Origin of the sequence: Actinoplanes subtropicus (genome assembly GCF_000721705.1) — a bacterium.
Taxonomy (GTDB): Bacteria; Actinomycetota; Actinomycetes; order Mycobacteriales; family Micromonosporaceae; genus Actinoplanes; species Actinoplanes subtropicus.
In genome coordinates, this window is record NZ_JOJL01000008.1 from 279,879 (window position 1) to 302,177 (window position 22,299).

Consider the following 22,299-nt stretch of genomic DNA (forward strand, 5'->3'; position numbering starts at 1 on the left):
CCTTGAGTGCTCCAGGACGGCGCTGTCCCGACCCGCCGATGGTATCGGCGTCACCCGAAGACCGGGTGAATTGAGGCAAGTCTCACCTCATCCCCCGGGAATGATCATGCGGACACCGGTACGGCCGGGCGCAGGACCGTGGCCCGGCGGCGCGGCGCGGTCCCCTTGAAGAGCAGCCGGGGCGGGGTCGCGGCCGGTTTCACCTTGCGGACGAAGGCGTGCCGTTCGCGGGCGAACCCGGACCGGTCGGCGTACATGTCGCGGCTCATCTCGGCCAGCTCGCGTGCCTCGTACACCTCGAGCGGGACGCGTTCGGCGGCGAGCCGCCGGGCCTTCTGCTGACGGCGGTTGCGCGCCGTGCGCCCGTCGCTCTCCCGTTCGGCGAGGGCTTGCAGCCATTCCCCGTACGCGTCGGGATCGCGCGGCCCGACCTCGTCCACCAGGCCGATCGCCCGCGCCGCCGGGCAGCTCAGCGGGACCTTGTCGTCGAGCAGTTGCTGCGCCCGCTCGGGCCCGACCCGCCGAGGCAGGGTGAAGGTGTGCAGCTCCGAGCCGTACAGCCCGATGTCGTAGTAGGGGTTGAGGACGATCCCGTCGCGGGCGGCCACGATGTCGGCGCCGAGCCCGAGCATCACGCCGCCGGCGCCGGCGCTGCCCGCGTATGCCGCGATCACCACCTGCCGGGTGCACATGATGATCTCCCGGCACACCTCGTTCATCGCCCGGATGTTCGCCCAGGCCGCGCTGGCCGGGTCGGGCGACGCCTCGATGACGTTGAGGTGGATGCCGTTGCTGAACGCGTCGGTGCCGCCGCGCAGCACCAGCACCTCGGTGTCCTGGCCGGCCGCGTGCCGCAGCCCGGCTGCCAGCCGGCGGCAGTGCCCGGGGGCCATCGCGCCGTTGTAGAAGTCGAAGGTCAGCCAGCCGACCGGGCCGGCACGCCGGTAGCTGATCTGCCGGTACGCGGCCGGGTGCTCGGGCTCGGCGCCGGGCGGCAGCGGCGAGTGCGGCACCCCGCGCAGCCGGGCGCCGAGCAGCGTGGTGGCCGGCAGCTTGATGCCCGCGCGGCCGTGGCTCGGATCGGCGGCCCGCACGTGGCCCAGCCAGACGCTGCCGTCCCCGGTGCCGACCAGCACGGCGCCCTGCCGGCGGCTGAGCAACTGACCGGGTCGGCCGGCCCGACCGAGGCCGGGCACAGCGTCGTACCCGAAAATCGGCAGTCCGCCCAGCTCGGCGCGGACGCCCGGCGCTCCATCCGCGGCCCGGATCTTCCGGACGATCTGCTCGGTCGGATCGCCCCAGTCGAAGGCCCGGTCGGCCTGGCGCATCGGCGGCCGCGGCCGCGCCTGGTCGGCCGGCACCGGGGTGAACGCCGGGTCCTGCGCCTTCTCGACCACCTCGAAGACGCACTCCAGGGCGGCGTCCGCGACCGGCCCGCCGTACAGCGAGGACTTGCGCGGCGGCTCGTCCGGCACGGCGAATGTGCGGGTGGCCCAGATCGGCCCGGCGTCCATCTCCTCGACCGCCTGCAGCGCGGTCACGCCCCAGGAGCGGGCGCCCTCGGTGATCGCCCAATCCAGCGAGGACGGTCCCCGGTCGCCGACCGGGCCGGGGTGGATGATCACCGTGCGCCACCGCTGCCAGACCCGGGCCGGCACCCGCTCCTTGAGGAACGGGCAGATGATCAGGTCGGGCTTCGCCGCGGCCACGCCCTTGATCGTGTCCCCTTCGCTCGTGGCGAACAGCACGCCGACCTCGTGCCCGGCCTCGCGCAGGGCGCACCACGTGCGTTGGCTCAATCCGTTGAACGCCGTAACGAGCAGCAGGATCCGCACGTTAGCCCTCCGGGGGATCGATAGTCGGCACGGGTCCTGAGATTCTTCTCCCTTTATCGGTGCCTATGTCGGACATGTTGTCCGCCCCGGTTTCTGTCGGTGGGGCGGACTAGACTTTGTCGCATACCCCCGCCCGTCTGGGCGCTTGGGGTTATTCGACGTGGGGTGACCATGCAACTCTCCGGCCTGATTCCCGCCGCCCTCCGCGACCGGGGGCTCGCGCGTGCCCGCGACCTCGCGCGGAAGGGCTTCGTCGACTCCGACTCCCTCGACCTGACCGCTCCGGCCTCGCTGCGCCCGTTCGTGGTGGCGACCGTGGCCGGCGCCGGTGACCTGGGCGGCGCCGCCCGGCCGGTGCTCGCGGTCACCGCCACCAGCCGCGAGGCCGACGACCTGGCCGACGCGCTGGGCTGCCTGATCGACTCCGGCCGGGTGGCGGTCTTCCCGTCCTGGGAGACGCTGCCCCACGAGCGGCTCTCCCCGCGCTCCGACACGGTCGGCCGCCGGCTCGCCGTGCTGCGCCGGCTCGCCCACCCCGAGGGCCGCCCGCTGCAGGTGGTCGTGGCGCCGGTGCGCAGCCTGCTCCAGCCGCAGCTCAAGGGACTGGGCGACCTCGAGCCGGTCGAGCTGGTCACCGGCGGCGAGGCCGAGCTGGAAGGGGTGGCGCGCCGCCTGGCCGACATGGCGTATGCCCGGGTCGACCTGGTCACCAAGCGCGGCGAGTTCGCGGTGCGCGGCGGCATCCTCGACGTCTTCCCGCCGACCGACGAGCACCCGTCCCGGGTCGAGTTCTGGGGCGACGAGGTGGAGGAGATCCGCACCTTCGCCGTCGCCGACCAGCGCACTATCGACCCGGTCACCCGTCTTTGGGCGCCCCCCTGCCGCGAGCTCCTGCTGACGCCTTCCGTCCGCGCGCGGGCCGCCGAGCTCGCCGCCGCCCATCCCGAAATTTCCGAAATTCTGGACAAGTTGGCAGAAGGTATCCCGGTCGAGGGGATGGAGTCGCTGGCGCCGGCCCTGCTGCACGGCACCGACAGCATGGAGTTGCTGATCGACTGCATGCCGGCCGGCACCCACGTGCTGCTCTGCGACCCCGAGCGGATCCGCACCCGGGCGCACGACCTGACCCGCACGTCGGACGAATTTCTCGAGGCCTCCTGGGCGGCGGCGGCCGTCGGCGGTCAGGCGCCGATCGATGTGGGGGCCGCCGCTTTCAAAACCCTTGCTGACGTACGGGCACACGCGGCCACCCTGTCGCAGCCGTGGTGGACGGTGTCCCCATTCGGGCTGGCCTCCGCCGACGACGCTCCGCCGGTCGATGATCAGCCCTGGCTCGAGCCGGTCCCGGCCACCGAGGTCTCTCCTGATCTTGGCGATGCGATTGCCTTGTCGGCGCAGCCGGTAGCTCTCTATCACGGCGACACCTCGCGGCTCGTTTCGGACATTTCCGAATGGTCCGGCGAGGGATGGGCGATCGCGCTGGTCTTCGAGGGCCACGGGACCGCCCAGCGGGCCACCGAGGTGCTGCGCGATTCCGGCCTGGGCGTGACCCCGGTCGACTCGATCGAGAGCCCGATCGAGCCCGGCCAGCTGCTGATCACCTGCGGCGGCCTCAACCACGGCTTCGTCGACGCCGGCTCCCGGCTCGCGGTGATCACCGGCAACGACATCAGCGGCGGCCGCGGCGCCTCCACCAAGGACATGCGGCGGATGCCGTCCCGCCGGCGCAACACGATCGACCCGCTCGAGCTCAAGCCGGGCGACTTCGTGGTGCACGAGCAGCACGGCATCGGCAAGTACGTCGAGCTGGTGCAGCGCACGGTCAACGGCGCCGACCGGGAGTACCTGGTGATCGAGTACGCGCCGTCCAAGCGCGGCCAGCCCGGCGACCGGCTGTACGTGCCGACCGACCAGCTCGACCAGCTCTCCCGCTACGTCGGCGGCGAGCAGCCCTCGCTGCACAAGATGGGCGGCTCGGACTGGCAGAAGAGCAAGGCGCGGGCCCGCAAGGCGGTGCGCGAGATCGCCGCCCAGCTGATCCAGCTGTACGCGGCCCGCCAGGCGTCCAGGGGCCACGCCTTCGGCGCCGACACCCCTTGGCAGCGCGAGCTGGAAGACGCCTTCCCGTACACCGAGACCCCCGACCAGCTGGCCGCGATCAGCGAGGTCAAGCACGACATGGAGCTGGCCGTCCCGATGGACCGGCTGATCTGCGGCGACGTCGGCTACGGCAAGACCGAGATCGCCGTACGGGCGGCCTTCAAGGCGGTGCAGGACGGCAAGCAGGTGGCCGTGCTGGTGCCCACCACGCTCCTCGCCCAGCAGCACTTCAACACCTTCACCGACCGGATGGGCCAGTTCCCCGTCAAGATCAAGCAGCTGTCCCGGTTCCAGACCCCGTCCGAGGCCCGGCAGACGCTCGACGAGGCCGCCGACGGCACCGCCGACATCGTGATCGGCACCCACCGCCTGCTCGCCAGTGCGACCAGGTTCAAGAACCTCGGCCTGATCATCGTGGACGAGGAGCAGCGCTTCGGCGTCGAGCACAAGGAACAGCTCAAGGCCCTGCGCGCCTCGGTCGACGTGCTCACCATGTCGGCGACACCCATTCCCCGTACGCTCGAAATGGCCATCACCGGCATCCGCGAGATGTCCACGATCGCCACCCCGCCCGAGGAACGGCACCCGGTGCTCACCTTCGTCGGCGCCCACGACGAGAAGCAGGTGGCCGCGGCCGTGCACCGCGAGCTGCTACGCGACGGCCAGGTGTTCTACCTGCACAACCGGGTGGAGTCGATCGACCGGGCCGCCCGCAAGCTGCGCGAGCTGGTGCCCGAGGCCCGGGTCGCGGTGGCGCACGGCCAGATGAGCGAGGACCAGCTGGAAAAGGTGATGGTCGGCTTCTGGGAGAAGGAGTTCGACGTCCTGGTCTGCACCACGATCGTCGAGTCCGGCATCGACATCCCGAACGCCAACACCCTGATCGTCGAGCGCGCCGACCTGCTCGGCCTGGCCCAGCTGCACCAGATCCGCGGCCGGGTCGGCCGGGGCCGTGAGCGGGCGTACGCGTACTTCCTGTACCCGCGCGAGAAACCGCTGACCGAGCAGGCCCACGAGCGCCTCGCGACGATCGCCCAGCACACCGAGCTCGGCGCCGGCATGTACGTGGCGATGAAAGACCTAGAGATCCGCGGCGCCGGCAACCTGCTGGGCGGCGAACAGTCCGGCCACATCGAGGGCGTCGGCTTCGACTTGTACGTCCGCATGGTCGGCGAGGCGGTCCAGGCCTTCAAGGGCGAACGCCCCGAGGAGGAGCCCGAGGTGAAGATCGACCTCCCAGTCGACGCCCACCTCCCGGTCGAGTACATCTCGGTCGAGCGCCTCCGCCTGGAGATGTACCGCAAACTGGCCGAGGCCCGCGACACCAAGCAGCTGGACGAGGTGGTCGCCGAGATGACCGACCGCTACGGCGAACCCCCCGAGCAGGTCGCCAACCTGATCGCGGTCGCCCGCTTCCGCCAGGTCGCCCGCGCCTACGGCCTCACCGACGTCTCGATGCAGGGCAAACACATCCGCTTCTCGCCACTACCCTTGCCCGACTCGAAACAGCTACGCCTGAAGCGCTACCACCCCGACGCCGTGTACAAGCTGGCCACCGACCAGGTGAGCGTCCCGCGCCCGGCCACCCGCCGCGTCGGCGGCGAGCCCCTGCGCGACCAGGCGCTGCTGCAGTGGTGCGCCCAACTCCTGAAGGACGTGCTGGGGGAGGCGCCCGCCAAGGTCCCCGCCTAGACATCTGTTCGTGCGGCCGGTTGGGCTGGGTGGGTGGCCGGCCCGCACGGGCAGCAACCACGCAGCCCCGGGCCATGGCGAGCCGGCCCAGCCACCCACCAGGCCCGACCAAGCAGCGCCGGGCGACGGCATGCCAGCCCGTCTTTTGTTGCAGGAGCGTATCGGGGCTGCCGGCCACGCTGCCGGCCGTGCAGAATCTTCGGGCCTGATCAACGCCGAGCCGGGGAGCTGTCGTGGAGACCGTGGGTGCGGAGACGACCTGTTATCGCCATCCGCGGCGGGAGACGTTTGTTCGGTGCAGTCGGTGTGATCGGTTCATCTGTTCGGACTGCATGCGGGAGGCGCCGGTCGGCCAGCGCTGCCCCGAGTGTGTGAAGGGCGAGAACCGCACGATCCGGCAGGCTCGCACGATCTTCGGGGCGCGGGCCGGCGTGGCCACCGCCTACGCCACGTATTCGATCATCGGGATCAACCTGCTTGCGTACGTGGTCGAGCTGGTCCGGCCGGAGGTCGTGAACCGGTTCGACACGCTCGGGACGGGGCTGGTCGACAGCGCCGGCAGCTACTACGTCGACGACGGGACGTATCCGGGGTATCGGGCGATCGGCGTGCTGCACGGCGAGGTGTGGCGGCTGTTCACCGGCGCTTTCCTGCACCAGCTGCCGGGGAACGGGTTCGGGCTCACGCACATCGTCTTCAACCTCATGTGGATCTTCACGCTCGGCGTGTTCCTGGAGCGGCAGCTGGGCTGGGCCCGGTTCCTCGCGGTCTACCTGATCGCGACGCTGGGCAGCTCGGCGTTCGTGGTGATCATCGACCCGCACCAGAGTGCGATAGGCGCGTCCGGCGGCGGGTTCGGCCTGGCCGCCGCCTACTTCGTGCTGACACGCAAGCTGCACGAGCAGCCGATCGACCGGAACCGGCTGATGCTCAGCTTCGTGCTCTGGCTGGTGCTCGCCGCCGGGATCACGTCCTGGCAGGGGCACCTCGGCGGACTGCTCACGGGTGCGGTTGTCGCGCTGGGGATCGCGTACGCACCAAGGAAGTTTCAGACGGCGGCGCAAGTGATCGTCCTGGCGGTGGTCACGCTGGTGTTGATCGTCGCGATCGCGGCGAAGGCCGCCGGTTGATCCGGTTTCCGGGGGTCGGCGACGTGTGTCACAGCGGACGTGAGAGAGTCATGCCCATGCGCCGTGCTCGCCGACTCGTCTCCGTCGCCGTCGTCGCCTCCCTGGCCGTGATCGGGCTGTCCGCCTGTCGCTCGACCCCGAGCGTGGCGGCCTACATCGGCGCCGGCCAGATTGCCGACACGCGTGCGCAGGCCGTTTATGCCGAGGTGCACAAGGCGATCCTCGATGCCGGGAAACCCGCGCCAGGTGAGCTCGGCCCCGCCGAGGTGACCCGCGCCGACGTGGTGGGTGTCCTGGTCGGCGCCGAGCTGCTGCCCGAGATGGCGAAAGAGCAGGGTGTGTCGCTTCCGGCCGACGCCCAGATCGACAAGTATGCGAGCGCCCTCCGCCTCCCGCCGAACACGGAATTCACCCGGCTCTACGTTCAGGAGAGCCTGTACGCCAACCAGCTGATGCAGAAGGCGACCGGCGGTCCCGCGCCGACCGAGGCCGACCTGCGCGAGGTCTTCAACGGCTTCGTCGAGGCCAGCGGCGGCGACATCGGCGTCACGTTCGACCAGTTCAAGGGCACCCTCAACGACAACGGCAAGAAGGCCGTGCAGGCCGCCGTCAGCCTGCGCGAGGAGATCCGCGGCGCCGCCACCAAGGCGCAGGTCCGGATCAACCCGCGCTACGGGGAGGCCAGCGTCCCGGTCCTGATGACCCCGCTGCAGAGCGGCGTGTTCGCCCGCCTGATGAACGCCCCGCTCGTGTCGGCGGCGGACGCGGCCCCGGTCAGCGCCGCTTCCTGAGAATGACCGCGCGGATCGTCCTGCTGGTCACCTCGCCGCGGCTGCCCGCGGGCCTGCTGACCGCGGCCGCGTGGGACGTCGTACGGGCGTATCCGGTCTTCGCCGCCGCCGAGTCCGAGCAGGCGGCCGTGCTGCGGCAGTCGGGCGTGCCGGTCACGGTGGTCGAGCCCGATCCGGAGCGGCTGCTCGCCGAGTTGGGTTCCGCACCCGTGCTGATCTGGCTGGCCGGCCCGGCCGGCGACCAGGATTTCGCCCGCCGGCTGGGCCTGCGCCTGACCCGGCAGCCCGACCTGGCCGAGCTCGAGCTGATGTACGGCTCCTGGGACCCGCCCGGCGCCCGCCTGCTGGACGCGGTCGCGGTGATGGACCGCCTGGCCTCGCCCGGCGGCGACCCGTGGAAGCGGGCCCAGAACCATCGCACGCTCGCGCCGTACATGCTGGAGGAGGCGTACGAGGCGTACGACGCGATCGTGACCGAGGACATGGCCGCCCTGCGCGAGGAGTTGGGCGACGTGCTGCTGCAGGTCGTGCTGCACGCCCGGCTGGCCGAGGAGCTGCCGGACGGCTCGGCCTGGGGCATCGACGACGTGGCCGGCGGCCTCGTGGAGAAGATGGTGCGGCGCAACCCGCACGTCTTCGCCGGTGCCGACGTGGACGGCATCGACGAGATCACCGACAACTGGGAGCGGATCAAGAAGGCCGAGAAGTCCCGCGAGTCGATCCTGGACGGCATCGCGCTGAGCCAGCCCGCGCTCGCGCTGGCCGCCCAGATTCTGCAGAAGGTCGAGCGGGCCGGCCTCGACGTACCGCTGCCGACCAGCGACGATCTCGGCCCGGCGCTGCTCCGGCTGGTTGCCGAGGCGCGCGCGGCGGGCGCGGACCCCGAGGCAGAGGTACGCCGGGCCACGCTCGAATACGCCGAACTCGTGCGGAGCGCCGAGCGGAAAACTGTCAGACCGGCCGAGTAACTTTCACGGCATGCCGGAGTTCGTACCTCTTGCCGAGAGCATCGTCGACGCCATCCTGCGCGCCGATCCCGGGCTCGCGTCCGCCACGGGCGACCACCGTTTCGACGACCGCGTGCCCGACCTGTCCCCGGGCGCCGTCGCCGACCGGGTCGCCATGCTGCGTGATGCGGCCGACGCGCTCTCCGGCACCGATCCCGAGGCCTTCGGCCCGGAAGACCAGGTCGATCATGCGATTCTCTCGGCCATCGTCGAGCGAGGGCTTTTCGAGCTGACCGACGTACGTGAACACGAGTGGAACCCGCTTCACCACAACCCCGGCCCGCTCCTGCACGCGCTGATCGCCCGCCAGTTCGCGCCGGCCGAGGAACGGCTGGCCAGCCTCGGCGGCCGGCTCGCCGCGATCCCCGACGCGCTGGCCACCGCCCGGGCCGTGCTGCGCGACGTTCCGCGCATCCACGCCGAGACGGCGATCGGCCAGTTCGCCGGCACCGCCGCGCTGATCCGCGACGAGCTGCCCGCCCTGATCGCCGAGGAGCCCGGCATGCGCTCCGCGGTCGAGCCGGCCGCCGCGGCGGCGCTGGCCGCGCTCGGCGAGTTCGACGGCTGGCTGCGCGGCCGGCTCGACAGCGGCGAGCCGGGCCGTGACCCGCGCCTGGGCCGCCCGCTGTGGGAGGCGCGGCTGTGGCACACCCTCGACACCGAGCTGCCCGCCGCCGAGGTGCTGTCCCGGGCCCGTGCCCGGCTCGACCAGGTCGGCGCCGAGTTGCGCGCGGCCGCCGCCGAGCTGGTCGGCGGCCCGGAAAGCGACGAGACGGTCCGCCGCGCCCTGAGCAAGCTCGCCGCCGACCACCCCGGCGACGACACGATCGTCGACCTGGCCCGCGTGACGATGGATGAGGCGACCGATTTCGTCCGCAAGCACGACGTGCTCACCCTGCTCGACGACCCGTGCGTGATCGAGGAGATGCCGGAATTCGCCCGCGGCGTCGCGGTTGCCTATTGCGACCCGCCCGGCCCGCTCGAGACCGCCGAGGTGCCGACCTTCTATTGCATCTCGCCGACTCCCGCAGGCTGGTCGCCGGAGCGGGTCGAGTCGTTCTACCGCGAGTACAACGACCACATGATCCGCGAGCTGACCGTGCACGAGGCGATGCCCGGCCACTTCCTGCAGCTCGCCCACTCCCGCCGGTTCCGGGCCGAGACCCGGGTGCGGGCGCTGGGCTGGTCCGGCCCGTTCGTCGAGGGCTGGGCGGTGTATGCGGAGGAGCTGATGGCCGCCCTTGGCTTCGGCGGTCTCCCGGTGCGCCTCCAGCAGCTGAAGATGCAGCTCCGCATGTCGCTCAACGCCGTCATCGACCAGCTGGTCCACTGCGAGGAGCTGCCCGAGGCCGAGGCGATGGCCCTGATGACCGGCGCCGGCTTCCAGGAGGAGGGCGAGGCCGCCGGCAAGTGGCGCCGAGCCCTGCTGACCTCGACCCAGCTGAGCACGTACTTTGTGGGCTACACCGAGGTCGCCGCGATCGCCGCGGCCCGCCCCTTCGGCGCCACCCCGAAAGCCTGGCACGACGCGATGCTGGCGCACGGCTCCCCGCCACCCCGCCATCTGCGCACCCTCCTGGGCGTGTGAGGCGCCGGAACGGCCCACACCCGCTCCGGCCCGATCGACGGCGCGGCGGCGCGGCGGCTGCGCTGCGGCGGCGCGGCGGCGTGGCGGCGCCGGCGTGGCGGCTGCGCTGTGGCGGCGTGGCGGCTGCGGCGCGGCGGCGTGGCGGCTGCGCTGTGGCGGCGTGGCGGCTGCGGCACGGCGGCGTGGCGGCGTGGCGGCTGCGCTGTGGCGGCGTGGCGGCTGCGGCGCGGCGGCTGCGGCGTGGCGGCGTGGCGGCTGCGGCGTGGCGGCGTGGCGGCTGCGCTGTGGCGGCGCGGCGGCGTGGTGGCGCCGGCGTGGCGGCTGCGCTGTGGCGGCGTGGCGGCGCCGGCGTGGCGGCTGCGCGGCGGCGGCCGGGCCGAGCTGCCGTCCACCGGCCACGTGCTGCGCTTCCTCAGCCAAACACGGATTCGCACCCCGCGGCGACCCTGCTGACAACGCTGGCCGAGCGAGGGGTGCCGGTGCGCGAGGGTGAGCTGGTCACCTCGGTCACCGTAGCCGAGGCTCAGCTCGTCACGGCCGGCGAGGTGGGCCCCCTCCCGGTGGTCAATGCGGCGGTCGCGACCGAGCTCATGCGCCGCTTCCCGACACCGCCGGCTGGTGATCGCGACATTCCGGCAACGCGGGCTGGCGACGGCCGCATCGCGACGCCGCCGTGGGCCGGGTCGGCGTGGGGGCGACGTAGCCGACCGGGCGTGGCCGGGCGGTGTGGGGGGTGGCCGGGCGGTGTGGGGCGTGGCCGGGCGGTCGGGCTACTTCGTCTTGGTGCGCTTGTCGGTGAGCTTGGCGGACGGAGGGAGGTCGAAGGCGTCCGGCGCGACCTTTTCCGTGTATGTGGTCAAGGCCTGCTCGTAGTGTGTGCCCGCGATCGTGGCGGCGAAGCTGCCCAGGGCGCCCTCGTTGGTCACGCAGAGGCTGAAGCGGCGGGTCGGGGTGCCGTCGACATTGTCCAGGTCGAGGCAGAGCGCGTGGCGGCCGGCGATCGTGGTGTCGTGCTGGGTGGCGTTGACCTTTTGATCGAGCGCGGCCGTGTTGAGCAGCGCGAGCGCCGCCTCGGGGGTGATCAGCGTGCTGCCGGCCAGCGGGGCCGCGGTCGCCGGGGCCGGGTCGGTCTCGGTGCAGGCCGCCGCCTTGCCCGAGCCGCCGCTGCCCGATCCGCCGGCGCTGCCAGTTTTGCCCGCGCCGCCAGCGTTGCCCGGGCCAGCGGTTCCCGGGCCAGCGGTTCCCGGGCCAGCGGTTCCCGGGCCAGCGGTTCCCGGGCCAGCGGTTCCCGGGCCAGCGGCTTCCGGGCCAGTGCTGCCTGGGCCAGTGCTGCCTGGGCCAGTGTTGCCGGTTTTGCCCGATCCGCCGCTGCCGGTGCTGCCGGTCTTGGCGCCGCTGCAGCGGACCGTCCCCGTGGCGGTCTGGATCAGGCGGCCGCCGGGATAGACGTACGCCGTGCGGCTTGGTTTCTGGGCCTGCGTGACGGTCGCCGTGCCACCCCCGGCGAGCTGATACGTCGCCGTATAGGTGAGACCGGTCACCCGCGCCAGCTGAATGGACGTCTCCGACAGCAGGTCGTCATGGCTGATGCCCGCTGCGCTGGCCTGGTCGAGATCGGTGCACCCGGCCGCACCCAGCAGCAACGCCGCGGCGGCGGTGACGCTGAGCGCAGTAAGGCGCGGGCCGGAATGCACGACTGACACCTTGGCCTATGCACGCAACCCCGCGCAAACGAGTAACAGGCGCCCCTCAGCTACCTCGGTTCCGGGCCATCAGCTGGTGCCGCATGATGTACCGGCGTACGACCTTGGCCTGGGTCTCGTCCTGGTCTTCGGCGAAAACCGCCACCATTTCCACCGACCGGGGACCCTCGACCGGCACCTGCTGGAGCATCGAGCTCACCTTGAGCGCGGTCGCCGCGAAGGCCACCTCCTCGTCGCCGAGCGCGATCCGCAGGACCATCTCCTCGCCGTCCTCGAGGTCGATGTCGGTGAAATGCGCCCGCACCGCCCGCTCGCTCATGTCGTGCACCAGGCCGTGGGCCGGCTCCCGGTCCGGCCGGATCAAGGTGATCGCCTCGCCGCCGCCGCCGCGCACGAACGAGCGGCTCTGCAGCACCGTCGGCTGGCCGGTGATCCGGACCTCGATCCGGTTGCCGTCGACCGCGATCACGTGCCCGGGCTGGCTCATCCGCCCGCGCGGCGGCGCCGCCCAGCGCAGCTCGACCGGTGACTGTGCCGGCGGCACGTGCACCAGCGCCATGGAGAGGGTGAACCTCGTGCCGGAGGCCTGCACGACCCGCACCTCGGGGACCGTTTCGCCATACGAGGTCATCTCGATGATCGACCCGTTCGGCGGGAGCATGGAAGCACTCATAGTGCCAAGGTGATCGGCATTCGCCGAGCCGGGCTGAGGCATCGGGCGGAAGTTCACCGGCCGCGCGCACGCCCGCCACCCGGCCCCGATACGCTCAGGTCCGTGGTCGGCCGCAGGGTCGCGGTCGAAGACTGCAGCCTTAAGACATGAGGAGCGACACGACACATGGCCACCATCGAAGCAATCGTCGCCCGCGAGATTCTCGACTCCCGGGGCAACCCGACGATCGAGGTCGAGGTCGGGCTGGACGACGGCACGGTCGGCCGCGCCGCGGTGCCCTCGGGCGCCTCGACCGGCGCATTCGAGGCGCTCGAGCTGCGCGACGGCGACAAGGGGCGATACCTGGGCAAGGGCGTCGAGAAAGCGGTCGCCAACGTCGAGGACAAGATCGCCGATGAGCTCGTCGGCTACGAAGCGAGCGAGCAGCGCCTGATCGACCAGAAGATGCTCGACCTGGACGGCACCGCCGACAAGTCCGAGCTGGGGGCGAACGCGATTCTGGGCGTGTCGCTGGCGGTCGCCAAGGCCGCCGCGCTCTCCGCCGAGCTTCCGCTTTTCCGGTACGTGGGCGGGCCGAACGCCGCCGTGCTGCCGGTCCCGATGATGAACATCCTGAACGGTGGCGCGCACGCCGACTCGAACGTCGACGTCCAGGAGTTCATGATCGCCCCGATCGGCGCCCCGACCTTCCGCGAGGCGCTGCGCACCGGCGCGGAGGTCTACCACGCGCTCAAGTCGGTGCTGAAGAAGAAGGGCCTCTCCACCGGCCTGGGCGACGAGGGCGGCTTCGCCCCGAGCCTGCCGGCCAACGCCGCCGCGCTCGACCTGATCGCCGAGGCGGTCAAGGCGGCCGGCCTCGCGCTGGGCACCGACATCGTGCTGGCCATGGACGTCGCGGCGACCGAGTTCTACAAGGACGGGGCGTACGTCTTCGAGGGCTCGCCGAAGTCCACCGACGAGATGATCACCTACTACGCCAAGCTCGCCGACGAGTACCCGATCGTCTCGATCGAGGACCCGCTGGCCGAGGAGGACTGGGCCGGCTGGAGCGCGATGACCGGTCAGCTCGGTAACAAGATCCAGATCGTCGGCGACGACCTGTTCGTCACCAACCCGACCCGCATCGGCCGCGGCATCGCCGAGGGCGCGGCCAACGCCGTGCTCGTCAAGGTCAACCAGATCGGCTCGCTGACCGAGACGCTCGACGCGGTCGACCTGGCCCACCGGGCCGGCTTCAAGACGATGATGTCGCACCGCTCGGGCGAGACCGAGGACACCACGATCGCCGACCTCGCGGTGGCGGTCGGCAGCGGCCAGATCAAGACCGGTGCCCCGGCGCGGTCCGACCGGGTCGCCAAGTACAACCAGCTCCTGCGCATCGAGGAGCAGCTGGAGAGCGCCGCCCGGTACGCCGGTGCGGGGGCTTTCCCGCGTTACCGGGCCGCGTAAGGCCCGACCGAAGATCATGGAGTTGTGGCGCCCGCACAATCCGGCATAGGTTGCAGCGGGTGCCACAGCACCTGATCGGTCGAGCGGGGGTGCAAAGGTGACCACACAGCGACGTACGCCGAGCGGCCAGGGCCCGACCCGCCGCCCCGGTTCGTCGCGTGTCCGCACCACGAGCGCGACCCGCACGACCAGCGCGACCCGCGTCTCGCCGGGCCGCACCCGGTCCCGCCCGGCCCCGACCCGCCGCACGGTGAACGGCGGCACCGGCCCGGCGAAACGCACCGCCGCCCCGCGGCCACGGGCGCTGACCGGCCGCGCGACCGTCCTGATCGTCGTTTTCGTGGCGCTGGCCTTGGCGTACACGTATCCGCTTCGGGTCTATCTCGCGCAGGAGTCGCAGATCGCCCAGCTCCAGGCCGATCAGGCCGCCCAGCGCAAGGTGATCGCGGACAAGCAGGAGCAGCTGCAGAAGTGGAAGGACCCGGCGTATCTCGAGGCGCAGGCCCGGGAAAAGCTGTTCTACGTACGCCCGGGGGACAAGACGCTGCTGGTCCTGCCCAACCCGAACCCCGCCGCGAGCACCACCGGCGCGCAGCCGGCGGCCGCGCCCGACCCCTGGTACGACACGCTGTGGAGCAGCGTCCGAGCCGCCGACGAAGAGTCTCAGAACTGATGGACGAACTCAATCCGGCCGACCTCGAGCTCGTGGCGGCCCAGCTCGGCCGTACCCCCAGAGGCACCCGCGCGATCGCCCACCGCTGCCCGTGCGGCAATCCGGACGTGGTGGAGACGACGCCCCGCCTGCCCGACGGCACCCCGTTTCCCACGCTCTTCTACCTGACCTGCCCGCATGCGACCGCCGCCTGCAGCCGGCTGGAGTCGGCCGGCGTGATGCGCGACATGCAGCAGCGGCTGTCGACCGATCCGGAGCTGGCCGAGCGGTATGAGAAGGCCACCGAGGACTACCTGGCCCGGCGCAAGGCGATCGAGGACGTGCCGGAGATCGCGCAGGTGGCCGCCGGCGGCATGCCCGACCGGGTGAAGTGCCTGCATGTCCACCTCGGGCACGCGCTCGCGGTGGGCCGCGGCGTGAACCCGTTCGGCGACGAGGTGCGCGACGCCGTCGAGCCGTGGTGGATCGAGGGCCCGTGTGTCACCCTGAAAAAGGACGAATAGGTGGAAATCCGGCGAGCGCGGACGAGGGACGTCAAGGCCATCCGTGCCCTGGTCGACGAGTACACGGCCGACCGCCGCCTGCTCAGCAAGGCCACGGTCACCCTGTACGAGTCGGTGCAGGAGTTCTGGGTCGCCGTGGACGAGCAGGGTGCCGTGCTCGGGTGCGGGGCGCTGCACGTGATGTGGGAGGACCTGGCGGAGATCCGTACGGTCGCGGTCGATCCTGCCTTCCGCGGCCGGAAGATCGGGCACAAGATCGTGTCCCGCCTCCTCGATGTCGCTCGTGACCTGGGCATCGCCCGGGTCTTCTGCCTGACCTTCGAGACCCACTTCTTCGGCTCGTTCGGCTTCACCGAGATCGACGGCGCGCCCGTGCCGCACGCCGTCTACGAGCAACTGCTGCGCTCGTACGACGAGGGTGTCGCCGAATTCCTCGACCTCGAGCGGGTCAAGCCCAACACCCTGGGGAACACGAGAATGCTTCTTCATCTATGAAAGTCGCGGCATCTAGGAGAGTCGCGGCGATCGACTGCGGCACCAACTCGATCCGCCTGCTCATCGCGGACGTGTCCGGCGGCCGGCTCACCGACGTCGTCCGGCGCATGGAGATCGTCCGCCTCGGCGAGGGCGTCGACCGCACCGGCCGCCTCTCCGACGCCGCGCTGCAAAGAACCAAAAAGGCCCTGCTTGCGTACGCCGGGGAAGTCGCCGACCGCAAGGCCGACCGGGTCCGGATGTGCGCCACCTCGGCCTCGCGCGACGCCTCGAACGCCGCCGACTTCCGGGCGATGGTCCGCGAGGTGCTCGGCGTCGACCCCGAGGTGATCACCGGCGACGAGGAGGCCCGCCTCTCGTTCGCCGGCGCGGTGGCCGGCCTGACCGCCGAGCCGCCGTACCTGATCTTCGACATCGGTGGCGGCTCGACCGAGTTCGTCACCGGCGCGACCGGCGTCGAGCACGCGATCTCGGTGGACATCGGCTGCGTCCGGATGACCGAGCGGCACCTGCACGACGACCCGCCGACCGCCGCCCAGATCGAGGCCGCCACCCGCGACATCACGGCGGCCGTGGACACCGCACTGGCCGCCGTCCCCGGCCGGGAGGCGGCCACCCTGGTCGGCCTGGCCGGCACGGTCACGACGGTCACCGCGCTGGCGCTCGGCCTGCCCGGGTACGACTCCACCCGCATCCACCACGCCCGGGTCTCCCGCGCCGCGGTCGCGAAGGTGGCCGACGACCTGCTGGCCATGACCGTCGCCGCCCGCCGCGCGCTGCCGGTCATGCACCCCGGCCGCGCCGACGTGATCGGCGGCGGCGCCCTCATCCTGCGCATCATCACGGAGCGGACCGGTCAGGAGTCCCTGATCGCCTCCGAACACGACATCCTCGACGGCATCGCCTTCTCGATCGCGTAATTCAAGGTCGAGGCACCATCAGCGCCTCACCGCCGACCGGCCGGAACCCCGCGGCCTGGAACGTCCGGATGCTCCGCGCATTGCCCGCCGCCTGCTGCGACCAGACCGGCCCACCGCCCGGCACCAGATGACGCGCGGCCACCGCCAGCAGCCGCCCGAGCCCGCGATGCCGTTCGGCGGGCTCCACCTCGATCGCCGCCTCCCACCGCCCGGCCACCCCACGCCCGAGCACCAGCACCCCACCGTCGGCCGCCCACACCCGCACGTCGTCCCGATGCGCCAGCGCCCGCCGCACCCGCGGATGCTCCGGGTCCTCGATCTCCGTCAGCTCCACCGGCGGCGGCCCGTCCAGCGACGAGGCCACCGTGAGCAGATCGATGGTGTCCATCCGCCGCCGGGTCCGCACCAGCATCGCGTTAAGAAATGTGGGATTCATCGCGGCGGCCAACTCGTCGGTGTCCACATCGGCCAGCGCCCGCCGCACCCACCCCGGATCCTCGTCGACAAAGACCACCGAGTGGGCGGTGAACGCCACCACACCCGCATCCCGCGCACTCGGCTGCGCCACCACGGTCGTGGTCCCGTCGTCGGGCGGGAACCGCCCCTCGGCCGCCGCCTCCAGAATCCCGGCAAGTGTCTCGGTCACCCACCCATTAGATCCACTCGACCGGGATGTGCTGTGCTGGGACCGTGAGTTTGGGTGAGCTGATTACTCGTACGGCAGCCGGGGTTGTGGAAAACGCGGCCTCGGCCGCGTCGCTGAGCGTGCTGGACGAGCGGATCGCGGATTGTTTTGCCTGCCCGAGGCTGGTGGCCTGGCGGGAGGATGTCGCGCGGATCAAGCGGGCCTCGTTCCGCGACCAGGAGTACTGGGGGCGGCCGGTGCCCGGCTACGGCCCCGAGGACGCCGCGATCGGGATTCTCGGGCTCGCCCCGGCGGCGCACGGCGGCAACCGGACCGGCCGGGTCTTCACCGGTGACCGGTCGGGGGACGTGCTGTTCGCGGCGATGTATCGGGCCGGGCTGACCAACCAGCCGACCAGCGTTTCCGCCGATGACGGGCTGGAGCTCAAGCACACCCGGATCTTCGCGGCGGTGCGGTGTGCGCCGCCCGACAACAAGCCCACTCCGGAGGAAAGGGACACCTGCGCGCCGTGGGTACATCAGGAGATTCGTCTCATTCGCCCGACCCTGCGGGTGGTGGTGGCGCTCGGCGCGTTCGCGTGGGCGGCGTGGTGGCCGGCGATGGCCGCGGTTTATGGCACAAAAGCGCCCGTGCCTCGGCCTAAGTTCGGCCACGGCACGTTGGTGCGGGTGCCGGGCGGCCCGGATCTGCTCGGGTGTTTCCACGTCAGCCAGCAGAACACCTTCACCGGGCGGCTCACCCCGGCCATGCTCGACGATGTGTTCGGCCGTGCGAAGAGTCTGGCGGGCCTGGCATGATTCGGCACAGCCGAACGGAAGCAGCCCAAACATGGATCTCGCCGCACTGAGACGCTGGTGGCCCTTCGCCGCCGTCCTCGGGCTGCTCTTCGTGGCCGGGCTGTCCGCCACCCGGTCGGCGCCGCAGCTGGATCAGATCGAGCCGGATGCCACGCCGACCGCCGCGCCCCTGCTGCCCAAGACGCAGCCGAGCGCCAACAACGCCGCTCACGGCGGCCCGGAGGCGGCGCAGGGGCTGCCCGATTGGGTCGGGGGCGCCGCCCTCGTGCTGCTCGGCGTGGTGGGGCTGGTCGTGGTCGCCCTGGTGATCTGGGGGATCCTGCGCGACCAGGCCAAGCGCCGGGCGCGCAAGGGCCGGCGCGACGCCGCGGCCGGGCGGCACGGCGCCCGTACGGCCGAGGAGTTGGTGGCCGCGCTCGACGCCGGCCTGGAGGAACTCTCCGACACCGACCGTGACCCGCGCCGGGCGGTCATCGCCTGCTGGGTGCGGCTCGAGCAGGCCGCCGCCGCGGCCGGCACGCCGCGCAGCCCGGGGGACAGCCCGACCGACCTGGTCGGCCGCCTGCTGCGCGAGCAACAGGTCGACGAGCGGGCGCTGGCCGCGCTGCTGGCGGTCTACCGCGAGGCCCGCTACGCCACGCACACCGTCGACGACCAGATGCGGCGGCAGGCGCGCAGCGCGCTCGAGCGGCTCCGCGCCGACCTCGGGGCGGGGGTGCCGGCGTGAGCGACGGCGGTCTCGACGATCTGTTCAGCCTCGCCGGCGAGCCGGTCGAGGAGCCGGCCGAGCCGGCCGTCAAGAAACGCTCGACCCCGCTGTGGATCCTGCGCAACGCGCTGCTGATCGTCGCCGCCACGGTGGTGACTGTCGCGGCCCTGCGGTCGGCCGGCACGCACGTCTCGATCCTGCTGATCGTGGCCTTCTACACCGGCCTGCGGCTCGTGCTGTTCGCCGTCTCCGAGGTGGCGCCGCCGCCGTCGCCGAAACGCCGCAGCGGCTTCACCAGGGGCGGCGAGCGTACGCCGGACTCGTTGCGGGCGGCCGTGCGGCGCTGGGAGCGCAACCTCGACCGGGCCCACTCCGACCCGGATCTCTATGCGCGTAACGTCTTGCCCGTGCTCGCGGAGCTGGCCGACGAGCGGTTGCGGCTGCGCCACGGGATCACCCGCGCCTCCGATCCGCGCCGGGCCCGGGAGTTGCTCGGCGACCCGCTCTGGGCGGCCCTGCACGACCGTGGGCGGCGCTCGGCGAAGTCGAGTGAACTGGAGACCTACGTGAATGCGTTGGAACGACTGTGAGAAAGGTGTGCCGGTGACCGAGAACGCCCTTCCGCCGTACGAGGTGGGCAGGTTGGCCGGTGCCGTCCTGGACTCGGTCGGCAGCGTCGTGGTGGGCAAGCGCGAGTCGCTGGAACTGGTCCTGGCCGGCATCCTGGCGGGCGGCCACGTGCTGCTGGAGGACCTGCCCGGCCTGGGCAAGACGCTGACCGCCCGCAGCTTCGCGCAATCGCTGGGCCTGGATTTCCGCCGTCTGCAGTTCACCCCCGACCTGCTCCCGGCGGATGTCACCGGTTCCTTCCTGTACGACCAGCGCAAGGGCGACTTCGCCTTCCGGGCCGGCCCGGTCTTCACCAACATGCTGCTGGCCGACGAGATCAACCGGACGCCGCCGAAGACCCAGGCCGCGCTGCTCGAGGCGATGCAGGAGAAGCAGGTGTCGGTCGAGGGCGTGACCTACCGCCTCGATCCGCCGTTCCACGTGCTCGCCACCGCCAACCCGATCGAGTACGAGGGCACCTACCCGCTGCCCGAGGCGCAGCTCGACCGCTTCCTGATCCGGGTCTCGTTCGGCTACCCCACCGCCGAGGAGGAGTGGGAGGTGCTGCGCCGCCGCATGTCCCGCCGCCAGGAGGAAGCGTTCCTGCCGCCGGTGGTCGACGCGCGGATGCTGCAGGCGATGCAGGGCGCCCTCGAGTCGATCACCGTGGAGGACTCGATCGGCCGGTACATCGTGTCGCTCGCCTCGGCCACCCGCGAGCACCCCTCGGTGCTGGTCGGCTCGTCGCCGCGGGGCTCGCTGGCGCTGCTGCTGCTCGCCCGGGCCCGGGCCGCGATGGCCGGCCGCGACTTCGTGGTCCCCGAGGACGTCAAGGACGTGGCGGTGCCCGCCCTGGCGCACCGCATCACGCTCCGGCCGGAGATGTGGCTGCGCCGCGTCGACCCGGCGTTCGTGGTGCAGGAGGTGCTGACCAACGTGCCGGCGCCGGCCAGCGGGGCGTTGCCGACCTACGCGCGGCATGACTGACCGGCTGTCCCTGCGTACCGCGGTGCCACCCACGGCGGCCGGCGGCGAGGGGGAGGCGTGGGCCGGGCCGGCCTGGGTGCCGACCCGCGCGCTGGGCCGGGCGGTGCTGCTGACCGGCCTGTTCCTGCTGCTCGGCGTGGCGCTCGGCCGGGTCGACCTGGTGCTGATGGCGGCGCCGTTCGCGATCGGCGCCGCGGCCGGGCTCCGCCGGATGCCCCGCTCCGCGCCCGAGTTGACCATCACGGCCGACGAGGAACACATCGTCGAGGGTGGACACGTCGAGGCCGCGGTCACCGTGAGCAACACCGACGTCATCCCGTACGACCTGGTCGTGCTCCGCACCCGCACCTCGCCGTGGCTCAAGCTGGAGCAGGCGGACCGCCCGTTCGCGATCACGGTGCCCCGGGACGGCTGGTATTCGGTGCAGCTGCCCGGCGACGCGATGCGCTGGGGCCGGCAGCCGGTCGGCCCGGCCGCGGCCCGCGTCGCCGCCTGCGGTGGCCTGCTCGCCTGCCGCCCGGTGGTGGTCGAGGCCCGCGGCGTGCGGGTCTACCCGGTCACCGAGCCGTTCAACGCGACCGAGGCCATGCCCGCCGCCGCCGGCCTGGTCGGCAACCACCGTTCGCGCCGGCCGGGCGAGGGCGGCGAGCTTGCCGGCGTACGCCCGTTCGCGCCCGGCGACCGGCTGCGGCGCATCGACTGGCGGGTGTCGCTGCGTACCCGGGACCTGCACGTCGCCGCCACCCTCTCCGACCGTGACGCCGAGGTGGTCCTGCTGCTCGACGTGCTCGGCGAGATCGGTCTCTCCGGCGGCGTGGCCGGCAGCGCGTCGGTGCTGGACACCACGGTCCGGGCGTCCGCCGCGATCGCCGAGCACTACCTGCAGCGCGGTGACCGGGTGTCGCTGCTGGAGTACGGCGCGGCCGCCCGCCGCCTGCGCCCGGCGACCGGCCGCCGGCAGTACCTGACCGTGCTCGAGTGGCTGCTCGACGTGCGGCCCGACCCGGTCGAGGTCGACGAGAACGACTACGACAACGTCTTCGGCATCCACCACCTGTCCTCGGACGCGCTGGTCATGGTGCTCACCCCGCTGGTCGACCCGCGCTCGGCCGACATGCTGGCCCAGCTCACCCAGTCCGGCCGGTACGTGGTCGCGGTCGACACCCTGCCGGCCGATGCGAAGGTCACCGGCGGCGGCAACTGGACGCCGCTGGCCGGCCGGCTGTGGCGGCTGGAGCGGGAGAACGTGCTGGGCCGGCTGCGCGAGCACGGCGTGCCGGTGGTCGCCTGGGCCGGCGCCGGCAGCCTCGACCTGGTGCTGCGGGACGTCGCCCGGCTCGCCCTGATCCCCAGGGGACGCTGATGTTCAAGCTTGGCGCGCAGATCGACGCGGCCCGCGGCGTGCTGGCCCAGGCCACCGCCCTTCCCTTCCTGGTCCGCGCGGCGGTGGCGCTCTGCGGGCTGATCGCGATCGGCGTGGCCTGGCCGGCGGAGCTGATCGCGAGCCAGCTCACCGCGCCGCTGCTGATGCTGGTCGCGATCTATCCGGCGGTCGCGCCGCGCGGCCGCGGCGCCACCTCCTCGGCGCTGGTCGTGGTGGCCGGCTGGATCGCCGACACGGTCGGCGTCGGCGCCCACGTCGAGCTGTGGCGGGTGATCACCATCGCCACCCTGCTCTACCTGGGACACACGCTCACCGCGCTGGCCGCCGTCCTCCCGTACGACGCGATCGTGAGCTTCGACATGGTCGGCGGCTGGCTGCTGCGGGCCGGCGCGGTGGTGCTGGTCTCGGCGGTACTCACCGTGGCCACCCTCGGACTCTCCGCTGATCTTGCGGGCGGCGCGTTTGTGCTGGCCACGATCGTGGGCATCGCCTGCGCCGTGGGAGCCACGATCCTCATAGCACGCCTTTTGCGCAGAGCGTGAAATCTCTTGGAAATATGTGCGTCACGGCACTTGACAAACGGCTTTGGGATAGATCACAGAACGAGG

The 22,299-nt window shown here is 72.1% G+C and carries 21 protein-coding genes; 17 read left to right on the forward strand and 4 right to left on the reverse strand.

The window, feature by feature from the left end:
* Positions 1-104: 104 nt before the first annotated feature.
* Complete coding sequence (locus IH26_RS0114175; RefSeq protein ID WP_030436638.1) at positions 105-1,835, reverse strand: enoyl-CoA hydratase-related protein; 1,731 nt, start codon at positions 1,833-1,835, stop codon at positions 105-107.
* 171 nt (positions 1,836-2,006) lie between these two features.
* Here IH26_RS0114175 and mfd point away from each other — a divergent pair, with 171 nt between their 5' ends.
* The 6 genes from mfd (at position 2,007) to IH26_RS0114205 (ending at position 10,596) form a co-directional block, all read left to right on the forward strand.
* Positions 2,007-5,627: a transcription-repair coupling factor gene (gene mfd / locus IH26_RS0114180; RefSeq protein WP_030436639.1), complete on the forward strand. Its 3,621-nt coding sequence runs from the start codon at positions 2,007-2,009 to the stop codon at positions 5,625-5,627.
* 332 nt (positions 5,628-5,959) lie between these two features.
* Complete coding sequence (locus tag IH26_RS0114185; protein WP_084598819.1) at positions 5,960-6,757, forward strand: rhomboid family intramembrane serine protease; 798 nt, start codon at positions 5,960-5,962, stop codon at positions 6,755-6,757.
* Between the two features lie 56 nt (positions 6,758-6,813).
* Positions 6,814-7,548: a hypothetical protein gene (locus IH26_RS0114190; RefSeq protein WP_030436641.1), complete on the forward strand. Its 735-nt coding sequence runs from the start codon at positions 6,814-6,816 to the stop codon at positions 7,546-7,548.
* Positions 7,549-7,550: 2 nt separating this feature from the next.
* Positions 7,551-8,516 (forward strand): nucleoside triphosphate pyrophosphohydrolase, encoded by a 966-nt coding sequence (locus tag IH26_RS0114195; protein WP_030436642.1) that lies wholly within the window; start codon positions 7,551-7,553, stop codon positions 8,514-8,516.
* A 10-nt stretch (positions 8,517-8,526) separates the two neighbouring features.
* Complete coding sequence (locus tag IH26_RS0114200) at positions 8,527-10,143, forward strand: DUF885 domain-containing protein (RefSeq protein WP_030436643.1); 1,617 nt, start codon at positions 8,527-8,529, stop codon at positions 10,141-10,143.
* A 108-nt stretch (positions 10,144-10,251) separates the two neighbouring features.
* Positions 10,252-10,596: a hypothetical protein gene (locus tag IH26_RS0114205; protein ID WP_030436644.1), complete on the forward strand. Its 345-nt coding sequence runs from the start codon at positions 10,252-10,254 to the stop codon at positions 10,594-10,596.
* Positions 10,597-10,913: 317 nt separating this feature from the next.
* On the opposite strand, the gene IH26_RS55810 is transcribed toward IH26_RS0114205, so the two are convergent.
* A complete protein-coding gene (locus IH26_RS55810) occupies positions 10,914-11,837 on the reverse strand; it encodes a hypothetical protein (RefSeq protein WP_051808096.1) in 924 nt (307 codons plus the stop codon).
* A gap of 55 nt (positions 11,838-11,892) precedes the next feature.
* Positions 11,893-12,519, reverse strand: a complete 627-nt coding sequence (locus tag IH26_RS0114215) for a hypothetical protein (RefSeq protein WP_245665172.1) — start codon at positions 12,517-12,519, stop codon at positions 11,893-11,895.
* Positions 12,520-12,684: 165 nt separating this feature from the next.
* Between IH26_RS0114215 and eno the strand changes: the two genes are divergently transcribed.
* The 5 genes from eno (at position 12,685) to IH26_RS0114240 (ending at position 16,559) form a co-directional block, all read left to right on the forward strand.
* Complete coding sequence (gene eno / locus IH26_RS0114220; protein ID WP_030436647.1) at positions 12,685-13,968, forward strand: phosphopyruvate hydratase; 1,284 nt, start codon at positions 12,685-12,687, stop codon at positions 13,966-13,968.
* A 97-nt stretch (positions 13,969-14,065) separates the two neighbouring features.
* A complete protein-coding gene (locus tag IH26_RS0114225; protein WP_030436648.1) occupies positions 14,066-14,641 on the forward strand; it encodes an FtsB family cell division protein in 576 nt (191 codons plus the stop codon).
* Positions 14,641-15,144 (forward strand): DUF501 domain-containing protein, encoded by a 504-nt coding sequence (locus tag IH26_RS0114230; RefSeq protein WP_030436649.1) that lies wholly within the window; start codon positions 14,641-14,643, stop codon positions 15,142-15,144. The genes IH26_RS0114225 and IH26_RS0114230 overlap by 1 nt, the downstream gene beginning before the upstream one ends.
* Positions 15,145-15,639 (forward strand): amino-acid N-acetyltransferase, encoded by a 495-nt coding sequence (locus IH26_RS0114235; protein ID WP_030436650.1) that lies wholly within the window; start codon positions 15,145-15,147, stop codon positions 15,637-15,639.
* Entirely contained in the window at positions 15,636-16,559 is a 924-nt protein-coding gene (locus IH26_RS0114240; protein ID WP_030436651.1) for a Ppx/GppA phosphatase family protein, read from the forward strand. The genes IH26_RS0114235 and IH26_RS0114240 overlap by 4 nt, the downstream gene beginning before the upstream one ends.
* Position 16,560: 1 nt before the next feature.
* On the opposite strand, the gene IH26_RS0114245 is transcribed toward IH26_RS0114240, so the two are convergent.
* Entirely contained in the window at positions 16,561-17,205 is a 645-nt protein-coding gene (locus IH26_RS0114245) for a GNAT family N-acetyltransferase (RefSeq protein ID WP_030436652.1), read from the reverse strand.
* Between the two features lie 26 nt (positions 17,206-17,231).
* Here IH26_RS0114245 and IH26_RS0114250 point away from each other — a divergent pair, with 26 nt between their 5' ends.
* The 6 genes from IH26_RS0114250 to IH26_RS0114275 are packed head-to-tail and all read left to right on the forward strand — an operon-like array spanning position 17,232 to position 22,233.
* On the forward strand, positions 17,232-18,002 hold the full coding sequence (locus IH26_RS0114250; RefSeq protein WP_051808098.1) for a uracil-DNA glycosylase: 771 nt from the start codon (positions 17,232-17,234) through the stop codon (positions 18,000-18,002).
* A 31-nt stretch (positions 18,003-18,033) separates the two neighbouring features.
* Complete coding sequence (locus IH26_RS0114255; RefSeq protein WP_030436654.1) at positions 18,034-18,729, forward strand: DUF4129 domain-containing protein; 696 nt, start codon at positions 18,034-18,036, stop codon at positions 18,727-18,729.
* Positions 18,726-19,301 carry a hypothetical protein gene (locus IH26_RS0114260; protein ID WP_030436655.1) on the forward strand — a complete coding sequence of 192 codons (576 nt, stop codon included), beginning with the start codon at positions 18,726-18,728 and terminating at the stop codon, positions 19,299-19,301. Before IH26_RS0114255 ends, IH26_RS0114260 begins: the two co-directional genes overlap by 4 nt.
* Complete coding sequence (locus tag IH26_RS0114265; protein WP_034215055.1) at positions 19,282-20,307, forward strand: AAA family ATPase; 1,026 nt, start codon at positions 19,282-19,284, stop codon at positions 20,305-20,307. Before IH26_RS0114260 ends, IH26_RS0114265 begins: the two co-directional genes overlap by 20 nt.
* A complete protein-coding gene (locus IH26_RS0114270; protein WP_030436657.1) occupies positions 20,300-21,670 on the forward strand; it encodes a DUF58 domain-containing protein in 1,371 nt (456 codons plus the stop codon). Before IH26_RS0114265 ends, IH26_RS0114270 begins: the two co-directional genes overlap by 8 nt.
* A complete protein-coding gene (locus tag IH26_RS0114275) occupies positions 21,670-22,233 on the forward strand; it encodes a hypothetical protein (protein ID WP_030436658.1) in 564 nt (187 codons plus the stop codon). The genes IH26_RS0114270 and IH26_RS0114275 overlap by 1 nt, the downstream gene beginning before the upstream one ends.
* The last annotated feature ends 66 nt before the right edge of the window (positions 22,234-22,299 follow it).

Bases quoted from the DNA above. Each gene is read 5' to 3' on its own strand.
- IH26_RS0114190 (WP_030436641.1), top strand. From the start codon at position 6,814: ATGCGCCGTGCTCGCCGACTCGTCTCCGTCGCCGTCGTCGCCTCCCTG.
- IH26_RS0114270 (WP_030436657.1), top strand. From the start codon at position 20,300: ATGACTGACCGGCTGTCCCTGCGTACCGCGGTGCCACCCACGGCGGCC.
- IH26_RS0114200 (WP_030436643.1), top strand. From the start codon at position 8,527: ATGCCGGAGTTCGTACCTCTTGCCGAGAGCATCGTCGACGCCATCCTG.
- IH26_RS0114250 (WP_051808098.1), top strand. From the start codon at position 17,232: ATGTGCTGTGCTGGGACCGTGAGTTTGGGTGAGCTGATTACTCGTACG.
- IH26_RS0114255 (WP_030436654.1), top strand. From the start codon at position 18,034: ATGGATCTCGCCGCACTGAGACGCTGGTGGCCCTTCGCCGCCGTCCTC.
- IH26_RS0114275 (WP_030436658.1), top strand. From the start codon at position 21,670: ATGTTCAAGCTTGGCGCGCAGATCGACGCGGCCCGCGGCGTGCTGGCC.
- IH26_RS0114195 (WP_030436642.1), top strand. From the start codon at position 7,551: ATGACCGCGCGGATCGTCCTGCTGGTCACCTCGCCGCGGCTGCCCGCG.
- IH26_RS0114215 (WP_245665172.1), bottom strand. From the start codon at position 12,519: ATGAGTGCTTCCATGCTCCCGCCGAACGGGTCGATCATCGAGATGACC.
- IH26_RS0114185 (WP_084598819.1), top strand. From the start codon at position 5,960: ATGCGGGAGGCGCCGGTCGGCCAGCGCTGCCCCGAGTGTGTGAAGGGC.
- IH26_RS0114265 (WP_034215055.1), top strand. From the start codon at position 19,282: ATGCGTTGGAACGACTGTGAGAAAGGTGTGCCGGTGACCGAGAACGCC.
- IH26_RS0114230 (WP_030436649.1), top strand. From the start codon at position 14,641: ATGGACGAACTCAATCCGGCCGACCTCGAGCTCGTGGCGGCCCAGCTC.
- mfd (WP_030436639.1), top strand. From the start codon at position 2,007: ATGCAACTCTCCGGCCTGATTCCCGCCGCCCTCCGCGACCGGGGGCTC.
- eno (WP_030436647.1), top strand. From the start codon at position 12,685: ATGGCCACCATCGAAGCAATCGTCGCCCGCGAGATTCTCGACTCCCGG.
- IH26_RS0114240 (WP_030436651.1), top strand. From the start codon at position 15,636: ATGAAAGTCGCGGCATCTAGGAGAGTCGCGGCGATCGACTGCGGCACC.